This is a genomic window from Streptomyces sp. NPDC054770, assembly GCF_053611985.1.
This window is the reverse complement of the sequence record NZ_JBSHBL010000003.1, coordinates 1-13,932: the sequence shown is the minus strand read 5'-3', so window position 1 is coordinate 13,932 and position 13,932 is coordinate 1. Positions and strand designations below refer to the sequence as shown.

The window sequence follows — 13,932 nt, the reverse complement described above, 5'->3', positions numbered from 1 at the left end:
AAGTCCCGCGAAGGGATGACGGAGGTGAGGCGTGTCGGTCACATGTTCGCCGTCACTTCGTCGTGCGACCTCCCTCTCATCCGGCGTCGCGAGCGCAACGGGTGCCTTTAGACTCCCTCGCGTGACACGTCGCGGGCCGGTTGGCAAGATGGCCCGAGCGGTCGGCAAGGTGCGGTAACAGGGAGGAAGCGTCTCGTGAGCAGCAGGCCATCCCGAGGCGCTGCTCGCCTCGCAGCCATACTGGACGCGCTGCCGGATGCGTTGGTGCTGGTCAACGCCAACGGCACCGTCGTCAACGCGAACACCATCGCCCTGGAGGCCTTCGAGGCGCCGGGCACCGCGCTGGTGGGACGCGGGCTGCTCGATCTGCTCCCGCAGTTCGACTCCCGGCTGATCCCGGGGTCCATGCGGCGGCCCGACCACATGGATCCCCGTGGCCGGACGAAGCCGACGCGGATGGTCGCGCGGCGCACCGACGGGACCGAGTTCCCGGTCGAGGTCACCAGCGCCAACCTGGAGAACGGCCAGCAGGCGTACGACGGTTACGGCTACAGCGCCGACGAGCTGCTGATGCTCGTCGTCCGCGACCTGACCGGCACCGTGGACACCGAGGCCGAGCTGGCCCGCTCGCAGCGGCAGACCGAGATGATCCTTCGGGCGGCGAGCGAGGGTGTCGTGGGGACGGACACCGACGGGCGGATCGTGCTCGTCAACCCGGCCGCCGCCCAGATACTGGGATACCGGGCCGGTGAGCTGGGCGGCAAGGAGCTGCACGACCTCGTGCTGCACTCGCGCGCCGACGGCTCCCCCTTCCCGTACGCCGAGTCGCCGCTCGCCGACACCCTGCGCTCCGGACGCAAGCACCGGGTGCGCGGGCAGGTGCTGTGGGCCAAGGGCGACAAGAAGGTGCCGGTCGACCTGACGACCGCGCCGGTGCGCGACGGCGACCAGCTGGTCGGCGCCGTGATGACCTTCACCGACCGGCGGCCGTACGACACCGTCGTCGACGAGAAGACGGCCCAGGAGAAGGCGCACGCCGACGAGCTGGAGAAGCTCTCCGAGGAGCACGCCTCCGACCTGACCGCGCTGCGCCAGAAGCACGTCACCGAGGTGGAGGAGCTGCTCGAACGGCATGCCGAGGAGCTGGCGGCCGGCGAGGACCGGTACGCGGCCCTCGGCGAGCGCGAGAAGGACCGGTACGAGGCCCTCTCCGGACGCCACGAGCAGCTGCTGACGCTGCTCGCGCAGTCGCTGCGCGGCCCCCTCGACGAGCTGCGCCGGGAACTGGCCGCGCTCGCCGCCGACGACGCCGGGCAGCTGTGGCCCGAGGCCAACCAGGTGCTTCACCATCTCTCGGCCGGTTACTCGCGCATCACCCAGCTCATCGACAACGTGCTCGGCTACCAGGCGCTGGACGCCGGGACCGAGGACATCACCCGTACGAAGGTGATGCTCGACGCCGTCGTCTCCGCCGGTGTGGAGGGCGCGGTGGAGCTGATCGGCCCCGGGCGGGTGCAGTTCGCCGTGCACGCGCCGCCCATCGAGGCCGAGGTGGACCCGCAGCGGCTCGCCGTCGCGCTCGCGCATCTCATCGCGGACGTGGCCGGTGTCGACGCGACCGGCAACGCGCCCGTCTCCGCGGGCGGCTACATGGACAACACGGTGGTGGTCGCGGCGGCCCAGCGCGGCGAGGTCGTCCGTATCGAGGTGCGCGGGCCGTACGCCGGGGGAGACCCGGTGCACGAGCCGATCGTGCGCGGGATCGTGCGGGCCCACGGCGGAGTGCTGCAGACCCATGAGGTGCCGGGGATGAGCGGCAGCGCGTTCGTGCTGGAGGTGCCGATCGGGGGCGGTGCCGGAGCGGTGCCCATGCCGGCCGGAACCGAGGTGGCCACGATCCCGGCCGCCGCCGAGGCCGTCGGCGAGGCCGGTGTCGAGACCGGTGGCCGGCGGCGGGCCCGGCGGTCCTCCGTGGACGCCTTCCTGGAGAGCGATGTTCCCGGCGAGCCGGGCGGCGAGGGCGAGGTACCGACCGCGCCGACCGGGCGGCGGCGCCGGCGGGCCGCCGACGCGGAGGCTCTGGAGAGCGGGCCCGCCGCGCTGGAGAGCGCGGAGTCGGCGTCCGGCGGTACCGGTCGGCGGCGCGGGCGCCCGGGCGACGGTGACCCGGGGGTCGCCGAGGGTGCCGTGATGACGGCGGCCGAGCAGGGCGCCGGGGCGGCCGCCGTGGGTACGGGCCTGGGCGGCACCGTTCCGCCGCAGGGCGTGCCGGTACCTGCGTCGGGGCGGCGCGCCCGGCGTGAGCCCGACGAGCGGCAGGCGCTGCCGCCGGCGCTGCCCTCGGCCCCGTCCGAGCCGGCCGCCGAAGAGGGCCGGTCCGGCGGACGCCGGCGCCGTGCGCTGGCCGCCGCGGCCGAGCGGGCCGAGCAGCAGCAGGCGGGTCCCCGCCCGGTCTTCGCGCTGCCGCCGGCCGAGGCCGACCGCGCCCCCGAGCCGGCCGAAGCCTTCGAGGCGGTCGGTTCGATCGAGGCGGCGGGCGACGAGGGCCGGCACGACGCCGTGGCGCACGACCAGGCCGAGGACCACACCCCGCCGCAGCCGCACCCCACCAACGCGCCGACCGGCCGCCGCCGACGGGCCGTGGGCCAGCCGGCGGCGGAGCACACCCAGGACGCCCCGGCAGCCCCGAACGCCCCGGCCGGGCCGGCGGTGCCGACGGTGCCCGCGCAGGCGGCCGCTCCCGGACAGCCGCAGCCGGTGCAGCCGCAGGGCATTCCCGTCCAGGCCGGGCAGCCGCAGGGCGTCCCGGTGCAGGGCGGGCCTGCGGGCCAGGGCCAGGGCCGGCCGGCGCTTCCGGCCGCGCAGGCGCTGCCGGGCGCTGCCGTACCGGCGCAGGCGCCGCCGCAGGCGCAGGGTGCCGCTCCGGTGGTTCCCGGGCAGCCTGCCCCGGCCGCCGCCGAAGCCGCCCCGGCTCCCGCCCAGCCGCTTCCGGCGGAGGCCGCGCAGGCGGCCGCCGTACCGCAGCAGTGGCCGGGCGGCGGCGACGCCCCCGCCGCCGCTCAACCGGCGCGTGCCGCACAGCCGTTGCCCGCCGAGGCGACCGCAGCCGCGGCGGCACCGGCCCCCGCACCCGCCCCCGCCCCGGCACCGGCACCCGTCGACCCGGACTCCACGCAGGGTCGGGCGTTCAGTGTGCGGACGCTGGGGCAGGGGGTGCCGTTCTCGCGGCAGGCCGCGCAGGTGCAGCAGCCGACGGCGACCCCGCCCCCGCACCAGCCGGGCGGCAACGGCCGGCGCCGCAAGCTGGGCACGCCCCCGGACCCGGGCACCCGTGCCGAGCAGCCGCAGCCGCAGCCCGAGCAGTCGGCCCGGCCGCATCCGCCGGCCGAGCAGCCGGTCGCCGCCAAGCCGGCCGCCGCCCAGCCGCTGCCGCAGCCGTCGCTGGCCGGGCAGTCCCGGCTGGTGGGCGCCACCGACGGCGCCGGACGGTCGTACGCGATAGGCGCCCCGGACGTGAACGCCGCCGAGGGCCCGGAGCCGCTGGACGGTCCGGGCGGGGCGGTCGAGGTCGCGGACCCGCCGCGCCCGCAGCCGATGGACGACGAACTGCCCCCGGAGCCGCTGGACAACCCGCGCCGGCTGCTGGTGTGGCCCGCACCGGACGTCACCACCCAGCAGGAGCTGAGCGACCGCGGCTACCGGCCGGTGATCGTGCACTCCCGTGAGGAGGTCGACGCGCAGATCGCCGCGTTCCCGGCGGCGCTGTTCGTGGACCCGCTGACCGGGCCGATCACCCGGACCGCGTTGCAGTCGCTGCGGCAGGCGGCGGTGGCGGCCGAGGTGCCGGTGATGGTGACGGCCGGGCTGGGACAGGCGACGCGCGAGGCGGCGTACGGCGCCGATCCCGCCGTGCTCCTGAAGGCGCTCGCGCCCCGGGACAGCGAGCAGCATCCGCCGCGGGTGCTGCTGATCGAGGAGCACGCGGAGATCGCGCTGGCGCTGACCTCGACGCTGGAGCGGCGCGGTATGCAGGTGGCGCGGGCGGCGAGCGACGCGGACGCGGTGACGCTGGCCGGGCAGCTGCGGCCGAACCTGGTGGTGATGGACCTGATGCAGGTGCACCGCCGGCAGGCCGGGATCATCGACTGGCTGCGGGCGAACGGGCAGCTGAACCGGACGCCGCTGGTCGTCTACACGGCGGCCGTCGACCAGGCGGACCTGCCTCGGCTGGCGTCGGGGGAGACGGTGCTGTTCCTGGCGGAGCGGTCGACGAGTTCCGAGGTGCAGAGCCGGATCGTGGACTTGCTGGCCCGCATCGGGACGAACTGAATCGAGCGCCGTTGGGGAACTGCCGACCTTCGGCCGCGGGTTGTTCGTGGCTGGTCGCGCAGTTCCCCGCGCCCCTGCGGGGCGCTCCAGTGCGGGGCGCTCAGAGGCTGGTGACGTCCAGTTCCCCGTCGGCGTACCGCCTCCTGAGTACCTTCTTGTCGAACTTGCCCACGCTGGTCTTCGGCACCGACTCGATGACCGTCCAACGCTCGGGGAGCTGCCACCTGGCGATCTTGCCCTCCTCGGCGAGGAAGATGCGCAGGGTCTCGAAGGTGGCCGTGGAGCCCTCCCGCAGGACGACCGTCGCCAGCGGGCGCTCGCCCCACTTCTCGTCGGGGACGGCCACGACCGCGGCCTCGGCGACGTCCGGGTGGGACATCAGCGCGTTCTCCAGCTCGACCGAGGAGATCCACTCGCCGCCGGACTTGATGACGTCCTTCGCGCGGTCGGTGAGGGTGAGGAAGCCGTCGGCGGAGATGGTGCCGACGTCGCCGGTCTTCAGCCAGCCGTCCTCGCTGAACTTGTCGGCGGGGCGCAGCGGTTCGGCGTCGGGGCCGTTGTAGTAGGCGCCCGCGATCCAGGGGCCGCGCACCTCCAGCTCGCCCGCCGACTCGCCGTCCCAGGGGAGGCGTTCCCCGGCGGGACCGCTCAGCCGGGCCTCTACGGACGCGGGGAAGCGGCCCTGCGTGAGGCGGTACGCGAACTCCTCCTCCGTGCCCACCACATGGGCCGGCGGGCGGGCGATGGTGCCGAGCGGAGAGGTCTCGGTCATGCCCCAGGCGTGGCAGACCCGCATGCCCAGCTTGTCGAAGGCCGTCATGAGGGAGGGCGGGCAGGCGGCGCCGCCGATGGTGACCTGGGTGAGCGAGGAGACGTCCCGGGGGCGGGCGGTGAGCTCGCCGAGCAGGCCCTGCCAGATGGTGGGGACCGCGGCCGCGTGCGTGGGGCGCTCGCGCTCGATCATCTCGGCGAGCGGGCCGGGCTGCAGGAAGCGGTCCGGCATCAGCAGGTTGACGCCGGTCATGAAGGTGGCGTGCGGCAGGCCCCAGGCGTTGACGTGGAACTGCGGTACGACGACCAGCGAGGTGTCCTGGTCGGTCAGGCCCATCGACTGGGCCATGTTGACCTGCATGGAGTGCAGGTAGATCGAACGGTGGCTGTAGACCACGCCCTTGGGGTCGCCGGTGGTGCCGGAGGTGTAGCACATGGCGGCGGCCTGGCGTTCGTCGAGCTCCGGCCAGTCGTAGGCGGTCGGCTTGCCGGCGAGGAGTTCCTCGTACTCGTGCACGGTCGCGGTCGCGCCGTCGAGGAGGGAACGGTCCCCCGGGCCGGAGACCACGATGTGCTCGACGGTCGGCAGCTTGGCCAGCAGCGGCGCGATCATCGGGATCAGCGAGCCGTTGACGAGGACGACCTTGTCGGCCGCGTGGTTGACGATCCAGACCAGCTGGTCGGCAGGCAGGCGGAGGTTGAGGGTGTGCAGGACCGCGCCCATGGAGGGAATCGCGAAGTACGCCTCGGTGTGTTCCGCGTTGTTCCACATCAGGGTGGCCACGCGGTCGTCGCCCCTGACCCCGAGGTCGTCCCGCAGGGCGTGCGCCAGCCGGGCGGCCCGGTCACCGATCTCGGCGAAGCTGCGGCGGTGCGGCTCGTCCTCGCCGGTCCAGGTGGTCACCTGTGATGCGCCGTGAACCCTCGACCCGTGGGTCAGGATCCTTGAGATCAGCAGCGGTACGTCCTGCATGGTGCTCAGCACGGCGTCCTCCCGGGGGCGACATTGCCTACTCGGTGGTAAAGGGGCTGCGCTGATTCTGCTCACATACCAGGCGGTATGTCACTAGGAGAAAGCCAACAAAGCCCGTCCTGCCCCGGTCCGGCTGCTCCGGCAGCTCCGGCTGCTCCGGCCGCTATCGGGCGAGGACCAGCTCGGGGTCCTCGCGCAGCTTGCCGAGCGCACGCGACACGGCCGACTTCACCGTGCCCACCGACACCCCGAGCACCTCGGCCGTCTGCACCTCGCTCAGGTCCTCGTAGTACCGCAGCACGACCATCGCCCGCTGCCGCGCGGGCAGTTTCATGATCGCCCGCCACATCGCGTCGCGCAGCGCCTGCCGTTCGGCCGAGTCGTCCTCGCCGGCCGCCGGCTCGGGCTCGGGCAGCTCGTCGCAGACGAACTCGTCGACCCGGCGCTTGCGCCACTGCGAGGTCCGCGTGTTCAGCAGGGCCCGGCGCACATAGCCGTCGAGCGCCCGGTGGTCCTCGATCCGCTCCCAGGCCACGTACGTCTTGGCGAGCGCGGTCTGGAGCAGGTCCTCGGCATCACTCGGGTTCGCGGTCAGCGAACGGGCGGTGCGCAGCAGGACCGGCTGGCGGGCCCTGACGTACGACGCGAACGACGGGTAGGGATGGGCGTACGGGCGGGTCTGCCTCGCCGAGACAGCGGCGTCCGACGCGCTGGTGCAGACGGGTGTGGTCATGGCTCCACGCTATGAGCGAGCGGTGTCGCGGCGGATCGGCCGCAGGTCCCGAAGCAAAGTCCCCCTCAGGTTGTAGGGGTGGGGCTGCCTACACCTCCTGAAGGTGGAGTACGGGTGCAATACTCCTGCGGGTTTACCCCTGAGGGAGGAGTACGACAGGTGCCGCGGCCTCACCCGTCCGAGGTCGGGAGACCGCACCTGTCCGCGGTCGGGAGACCTCACTCGTCCGAGGTCAGGACCAGCCCGGACGTCGGTACGCCGGTGCCGGCCGTCACCAGGACCCGGTTCGCCCTCGGTATCGGGTTCGCAGCCGTGCCGCGCAGCTGGCGCACCCCCTCCGCCACCCCGTTCATCCCGTGCAGGTACGCCTCCCCGAGCTGTCCCCCGTGCGTGTTCAGCGGTAGCCGCTCCTCGGCCACGAAGTCCGCCGCCTCCCCCCGCCCGCAGAACCCGAACTCCTCCAGCTGCATCAGCACGAACGGGGTGAAGTGGTCGTACAGGATCCCCACGTCGATGTCGGCCGGGGCCAGTCCGCTGGTGCGCCACAGCTGCCGGGCCACCACGCCCATCTCCGGCAGCCCGGTCAGGTCGTCCCGGTAGAAGCTGGTCATCTGCTCCTGGGCCCGGCCGGCGCCCTGTGCGGCCGCCGCGATCACGGCCGGCGGGTGCGGCAGAGCGCGCGCCCGCTCCACCGAGGTGACGACGAGGGCCTGTCCGCCGTCCGTCTCCTGGCAGCAGTCCAGGAGACGCAGCGGCTCGACGATCCAGCGGGAGGCCGCGTGGTCCGCGAGGGTGATGGGGCGGCCGTGGAAGTAGGCGGCCGGGTTGGTCGCCGCGTACTTCCGGTCCACCACCGCCACATGCCCGAACGCCTCCGGGGTCAGCCCGTACGTGTGCAGGTAGCGCTGGGCCGCCATCGCCACCCAGGACGCCGGGGTGAGCAGCCCGAACGGCAGTGCCCAGCCGAGTGCCACCCCCTCCGCGGACGGCTCCCGGTGCTGCACGCCCGAGCCGAAGCGGCGGCCCGATCTCTCGTTGAAGGCGCGGTAGCAGACCACCACCTCGGCGATCCCGGCCGCCACGGCGAGCGCCGCCTGCTGGACGGTCGCGCAGGCCGCGCCGCCGCCGTAGTGGACGCGGGAGAAGAAGGACAGCTCGCCGATCCCGCAGGCCTGGGCCACGGTGATCTCCGGGCTGGTGTCCATCGTGAACGTGACCATCCCGTCCACGTCGGCCGGGGTCAGCCCCGCGTCGTCCAGCGCGGCCCGCACCGCCTCCGCCGCCAGCCGCAGCTCGCTGCGCCCCGAGTCCTTGGAGAACTCGGTGGCCCCGATGCCGACGATCGCCGCCCGCCCGCCGAGCGAGTCCCGGCCCCGCACGCTCATGAGGCCTCCTCGTCGGTGAGGGTGACGGTCGCCGTGGCTTCGGGGAAGGCGACGGTCACCGTGCCGGTCACGTGGTTGCCGATGCTGTTGGCGCCGACCACCCGGACCGTCGCCGTCGCCGCCCCCGTACCCGTCTCGACGTCCAGTTCCTCGATCCGGCCGGACAGCACCATCGTGTCGCCCGGGTAGTTGGGCGCCCCCAGCCGGATGGCGACCTTGCGAAGCACGGCCGCCGGGCCGAAGTGGTCGGTGATGTACCGGCCGACCAGGCCGTTCGTCGTCAGGATGTTCATGAAGATGTCCGGGGAGCCCTTCTGCCGGGCCAGTTCGGCGTCGTGGTGCACGTCCTGGTAGTCCCGGGACGCGATCGCCCCGGCCACGATCAGCGTCCGCGTGACCGGGATCTCCAGCGGCGGCAGCGCCGTGCCCGCGGCCAGGCGTGTCGTCTCAGTCGCCATTCGCGATCAACTCCCCCAGTTCCTGGAGCACTTCGCCCCCGCTGCCCAGATACGCGTCCAGTTGCCGTCCCCACAGGAAGTGCCGGTGCACCGGGTGGTCGACGTCGGCACCCGCGCCGCCGTGGAGGTGCTGGCCCGTGTGCACCACCCGCTGCCCGGCCTCGGACGCCCACCAGGCCGCGGTCAGCGCGTGCGTGGCGTACGGCAGTCCGGCGTCCCGCCGCCAGGCCGCCTCGTACGCCGTCACCCGGATCGCCTCGGTGTCCATGTGGGCGTCGGCGGCGCGGAGCTGGACGCCCTGCCGGGTGGCGAGCGGGCGCCCGAACTGCTCGCGGGTGTTGGTGTGCGCCACGGCCCGGGCGAGCGAGCCGGCGCAGACGCCCGCCTGGAGGCCGGCGAAGGCGGTGCGGGCGGTGGCCAGGACGTCGGCGCAGGCGTCCTCGCCGCCCAGGATCTCGGCGGGTGCCTCGTCGAGCGTGAGGCGTCCCGCGGACCAGGGTGCGGTCAGCTCGACCTCCTCGGTGCCGGTGCCCTCGCCGAGCGGCACCAGCCACAGCCGCCGGCCGGTGTCGGCGACCAGGACATGCGTGGCGTCCCGCAGCCACGGGACGACGGGGACGGTGCCGCTCAGCGCGGGACGCGCGGTGGGTCGTACCGCTGCCTGGGCCGGAAGCGCACCGGTCACCACCACCGACCCGTCCCCGATGCCCGGCAGCAGCCGCGCCCGCTGGTCGTCCGTGCCGTGCGCGGCGATCGCCAGCTGCCCGTACACGCAGCTCGCCGCATACGGCACCTGGGCCGTGGTACGCCCCTGTTCCTCCAGGAGGAGCACCAGTCCCAGCAGGCCCAGCTCCGCCACCGCGGCCACCAGTCCGGCCGCGCACAGCGCCTTCCACAGCTCCGGGTCGCTGCCGGTGCCGGCCGCCCGCAGCCGCTCAGGGGTGGCGAGGTCGGCGAAGATCCTGGCGGCCAGGTCACGGGCCTCGGCCTGGGCCTCGGTTGGCGTGAAGTCCATGTCAGGCCTCCCCGCCGGGAGCACCGGCGACACCGGGGGCTCCGAGCGCGTCGGCGGCCCGGAAGACGGGCAGGGTCAACGCCCCCGCCTCGTCCTCGTACCGGCGGAACTCCACCCGTACCGGCAGCCCGATCCGCACCTTGTCGTACGGCACCCCCACCACGCTGCTCACCATCCGCACGCCTTCGGCGAGTTCGATCAGGCCGACGGCGTACGGAGGGGCGAAGGCCGGGAAGGGCGGGTGGTGCATCACGACGTACGACCAGACCGTGCCCTCGCCGCAGGACTCGACCGTGTCCCAGTCGAGGGAGCCGCAGGCGTTGCAGCCCGGCAGCCAGGGGTGGCGCAGGGTGCCGCAGTCCGCGCACCGCTGGATGAGGAGGCGCTCCTCGGCCACGCCCTCCCAGAAGCCGGCGTTGTCCCGGTTGACCACCGGGCGGGGGCGCGGCGGCGGCTTGCGCCTGCGGCCGCTCGGCGCGTACTTGAGGACACGGAAACGGTGGGTGCCGACGAGGTCGTCCCCGACGCGGACGTCCGTACGGGTCGTGACGAAGTAGCCCGTGCCCAGCTTGGTGGTCTTCCGGTCGGAGACCGACTCGATCACCGTGTCGAAGGCGACCTCGTCGCCCGGCCGCAGGGGCCTCAGGTACTCCTGCTCGCAGTCGGTGGCGACGATCGACGTGCAGCCCGCCTCGTCGAGGAGGGTGAGCATCTCGTCGTACGCGCCGGTGCGGGACGTGTGCCCGGAGAGGCCGCCCATCGTCCAGGCCTGGAGCATGGTGGGCGGGGCGACGGCGTCCGGTCCCTCGTACGCCGCGGAGGTGTCGCCCATCGCCTCGCACCAGTGCCGGATCATGGGCAGGTTGACCGGGTCCTTGGCGATGCCCGCGCGGGCCGCCGGCTGCCCCTCGTACGCCCTGAGCCGTACTCCGAGACCGTCCGTCGGCGACCGGTCCCCGGATGCGTCACTCGCCCCTGCCACGGTCGCCACCCCTCCCCGTCCTCCGCATCCCGAGCCGCATCGTCGCGACGATCTCCCGCTGCACCTCGCTCACCCCGCCCCCGAACGTGTTGATCTGCGCCGCTCTGTTGAGCCGCTCCAGCTCGCCGTCCTCGAACGCCCCCGGCGAACCGGACCGGACCAATGCCGTCTCGCCGACGATCTCCTGACACATGCGATACGTCGCGACTGCCGATTCCGTTCCCGCGAACTTCACCCCGCTGGCCTCCGCGGGGGCCACCCGGCCCGCCCCCGCGTCCCCCACCAGACGCCAGCTGAGCAGGCGGTTCGCCGCCAGCCGGGCATGCGCTTCGGCCAGCCGGAAACGAATCCACGGCTCGTCAACACGGCGTCGACCCGTCACCGGATCGGGGGTGCGGGCGGCGGTGAGCGCGGCCGCGTAGAAGTCCTCGGCCTGCATGCCGGTCGCGGCGAGGGCGACCCGCTCGTGGTTGAGCTGGTTGGTGATGAGCGACCAGCCGTCGTGCTCGGTGCCGACCAGGTTCCCGGCGGGGACGCGGACGCCGTCGTAGTACGTCGCCGTCGTGACCTGGCCGCCCACCGTCTCGATCGGCGTCCAGGAGAACCCGGGCGCGTCGGTGGGGACCAGCAGGATCGAGATGCCGCGGTGCTTCGGTGCCTCGGGGTCGGTGCGGCAGGCCAGCCAGATCCAGTCGGCGTGCTGGGCGCCCGAGGTGAAGATCTTCTGCCCGTCGATCCGCCAGCCGTCGCCGTCCCGTACCGCCCGGGTGCGCAGCGAGGCCAGGTCGGTACCGGCGGAGGGTTCGCTGTAGCCGATGGCGAAGACGAGGTCGCCGCGGAGGATGCCGGGCAGGAAGCGGGCCTTCTGCTCCTCGCTGCCGTACTTCATCAGTGTCGGCCCGACCGTGTTCAGGGTGACCATCGAGACGGGGGCGCCGGCCCGGTACGCCTCGTCGAAGAACACGAACTGCTCGTCGGCGCCCCGGCCCTGACCTCCGTACTCAACGGGCCAGCCGAGTCCCAGCAGGCCGTCCGCGCCGATGCGGCGCAGCAGGGCACGGCGTTCGGCGGGGTCCTCGGGGGCGGGGGACGGGATCAAGGACCGGAAGTAGGCGCGGAGTTCGGCACGCAGCCGCTGCTGGCGTTCGGTGGGAGCCAGATGCATGGTTTCTGACTGTCCGTCAGATACCGCTCGCTGTCAAGGTCGAACGGACTGTGCGCGGACCGGAAAACGCCTGCGCGGCGGTGCCGAAGCACCGCCGCGCGGACGCACTGCCCATCCCCACAGACCACACCCCCACCAGGGTTCAACCGGGGCTTACCACAGCTGGGTGAAGTGGACGGCGACGTTGTCGTTGCCCTGCTGGATCGCGGTCCACGCGGAGCCCTTGACCTGAGCGGTGTTGCTCTGGTTCGAGGCACCGTTGCCCACCGCGTTCTGCTGGGTGGTGGAGGAGTTGCCGTTGTTGTCGTGGCCGACCCCGCTGCCGATGATGCCCGCGACGCCGGCGTTGGCGCTCGATCCGTTGTCCGCGATCGCGCCGTTGTCCGCGGCCGCGACACCGGCGAAGAGGGCGGCGGCGAGCGGGAGGGCGGAGACGGCGGCGAGAACGCGGGCGGTACGGATGCTTGCCATGTTGTTTCCTCTCAGAGCCCGGCTGTGCCGGAAGTACGTCAAGTAAGGCTTTTTCCGGAGCAGTTGGCCGACCGCTTCGGTGGTTTTCATCGACGTCGCGAGACCAGAGTTGCCCACCGAATCCCCGGCGAACCACCCCGGAAGCCGCTATTCGCCCTCAAGCGTGATGACAAGTCGATAAACCCCTTTCGCCATTTTTGGTCGACTCCAGCCCCACTCGTGACGACTCCGGACATCAACTGCCATCAAGCGCGGCAAGGGAAAAATCGTTCCGGCCCCACCTCGCGACCACCTCACCGCTCTCGGCGTGTCACACCGAGGCCCTCTTCCCTTTTTCGAACGTACGTACGAACATGGATGCATGGCCACCACCGACCGGCAGGCCACGACGCTGGCCCTCGCACACGCCCTGTCAGCCGCCGAGCGCGGCCTGGCCGTCATCCCCCTGTCCCGGACGAAACTCCCCGCCCTGCGCTCCCCCCACCACCACGACCCGGACCCCGCGCCGCCGCCCTGCCACGGCGAGTGCGGCCGCCCCGGCCACGGGGTGTACGACGCCACCACCGATCCGGCCCGCATCCGCGAACTGTTCGCCGCGGCGCCCTGGGCGACCGGCTACGGCATCGCCTGCGGGCTGCCCCCGTACCGCCTCATCGGCGTCGACCTCGACGTGAAGTCCGGTACGGACGCCACGGCCGCCCTGCGCGAACTAGCCCTGCGGCACCTGTTCACCATCCCGCCGACCGTCGTCGTCCTCACCCCGAGCGGCGGCCGCCACCTCTGGCTGACCGGGCCGCCGGACGCCGTCGTCCCCAACTCGGCCGGCCGGCTCGCCCCCGGCATCGACATCCGCGGGGCCGGCGGCTACCTGGTCGGCCCCGGCTCCCGCACCGACCACGGCGTCTACGCCACCGCCCCCGGCACCGAGCACCTGGTCCCCGCCCCCTGCCCCCCGTCCCTCCTGCGCCTCCTGCTCCCGCCCCCGCGCCCACCCCACCCCTCGACCCACCCCTCGGTCGGAAACCGGGGCCAGGGCCTGGTCCAGTTCGTCCTCTCCGCCCACGAGGGCCAGCGCAACACCCGCCTCTTCTGGGCGGCCTGCCGCGCCTACGAGAACGGCATCGGCCGCGCCCTGCGGGCCCCGCTGATCGACGCGGCGGTCCACACCGGCCTGACGGAACACGAGGCCCGCGCGACGATCGCCTCGGCGGCCCGGATGACCGGCCACCGGCCCTGAGACAACCCCGACGCCCGCCCCTGAGAGCTCGCACACGGCCGCTCCTGAAAATCGAACACCGCCGGCCCCCGACCGCCCGACCTGCCGCCCAGTCGACGTACGGCGGGCTGCTGGAGGGATATCCGCACCGGACGCTCAACGAGCGTGCCATCAAAGGTTTGTTGGTCGCGGCCGGGGACCCCCGCACCTCGGCCCGTCCGGTCCCGCTCCCGGTGCGACTTCGGGATGTCGAGACAGCTACGAAAGATGGGCGGGCGCAGACTTTCGGGAGCTGATCCGGGCGGGGTCCGCTCGCCATGCTGGCGGTATGGATCAGGCGAAGATTTCCCGGCGGGCGCTGGTGGGCGCCGCCGCCACCGCCGCCACCGCCGCCGCCACCACCGTCGCCGTCGCGGCCGCCACGGTGACAGCCG

Annotated in this window: 10 protein-coding genes; 2 read left to right on the top strand and 8 right to left on the bottom strand. The window is 73.4% G+C overall.

Going from position 1 to position 13,932, the window contains the following annotated elements; all coding sequences use genetic code 11:
- The first annotated feature begins 195 nt into the window (after nucleotides 1-195).
- Nucleotides 196-4,329, top strand: a complete 4,134-nt coding sequence (locus ACWGKQ_RS03995) for a PAS domain-containing protein (RefSeq protein WP_453290288.1) — start codon at nucleotides 196-198, stop codon at nucleotides 4,327-4,329.
- Between the two features lie 100 nt (nucleotides 4,330-4,429).
- Here the strand turns inward: ACWGKQ_RS03995 and ACWGKQ_RS03990 are convergent, their stop codons facing one another.
- From ACWGKQ_RS03990 to ACWGKQ_RS03955, 8 genes are all read right to left on the bottom strand, one after another.
- Nucleotides 4,430-6,073: a long-chain fatty acid--CoA ligase gene (locus ACWGKQ_RS03990; protein ID WP_453290516.1), complete on the bottom strand. Its 1,644-nt coding sequence runs from the start codon at nucleotides 6,071-6,073 to the stop codon at nucleotides 4,430-4,432.
- 163 nt (nucleotides 6,074-6,236) lie between these two features.
- Nucleotides 6,237-6,806: a SigE family RNA polymerase sigma factor gene (locus ACWGKQ_RS03985; protein ID WP_453290287.1), complete on the bottom strand. Its 570-nt coding sequence runs from the start codon at nucleotides 6,804-6,806 to the stop codon at nucleotides 6,237-6,239.
- A gap of 218 nt (nucleotides 6,807-7,024) precedes the next feature.
- Nucleotides 7,025-8,191, bottom strand: coding sequence for a lipid-transfer protein (locus ACWGKQ_RS03980; protein ID WP_453290286.1), 1,167 nt, complete (start codon nucleotides 8,189-8,191; stop codon nucleotides 7,025-7,027).
- Entirely contained in the window at nucleotides 8,188-8,649 is a 462-nt protein-coding gene (locus tag ACWGKQ_RS03975) for a MaoC family dehydratase (RefSeq protein WP_453290285.1), read from the bottom strand. The genes ACWGKQ_RS03980 and ACWGKQ_RS03975 overlap by 4 nt, the downstream gene beginning before the upstream one ends.
- A complete protein-coding gene (locus tag ACWGKQ_RS03970) occupies nucleotides 8,639-9,664 on the bottom strand; it encodes an acyl-CoA dehydrogenase family protein (protein ID WP_453290284.1) in 1,026 nt (341 codons plus the stop codon). The genes ACWGKQ_RS03975 and ACWGKQ_RS03970 overlap by 11 nt, the downstream gene beginning before the upstream one ends.
- A gap of 1 nt (nucleotide 9,665) precedes the next feature.
- Nucleotides 9,666-10,646, bottom strand: a complete 981-nt coding sequence (locus ACWGKQ_RS03965) for a bifunctional MaoC family dehydratase N-terminal/OB-fold nucleic acid binding domain-containing protein (protein ID WP_453290283.1) — start codon at nucleotides 10,644-10,646, stop codon at nucleotides 9,666-9,668.
- Complete coding sequence (locus ACWGKQ_RS03960; protein WP_453290282.1) at nucleotides 10,630-11,811, bottom strand: acyl-CoA dehydrogenase family protein; 1,182 nt, start codon at nucleotides 11,809-11,811, stop codon at nucleotides 10,630-10,632. Before ACWGKQ_RS03960 ends, ACWGKQ_RS03965 begins: the two co-directional genes overlap by 17 nt.
- Before the next feature lie 153 nt (nucleotides 11,812-11,964).
- Nucleotides 11,965-12,282 carry a hypothetical protein gene (locus ACWGKQ_RS03955; protein WP_362559575.1) on the bottom strand — a complete coding sequence of 106 codons (318 nt, stop codon included), beginning with the start codon at nucleotides 12,280-12,282 and terminating at the stop codon, nucleotides 11,965-11,967.
- 361 nt (nucleotides 12,283-12,643) lie between these two features.
- Between ACWGKQ_RS03955 and ACWGKQ_RS03950 the strand changes: the two genes are divergently transcribed.
- Nucleotides 12,644-13,519 carry a bifunctional DNA primase/polymerase gene (locus ACWGKQ_RS03950; protein WP_453290281.1) on the top strand — a complete coding sequence of 292 codons (876 nt, stop codon included), beginning with the start codon at nucleotides 12,644-12,646 and terminating at the stop codon, nucleotides 13,517-13,519.
- Nucleotides 13,520-13,932: the final 413 nt, after the last annotated feature.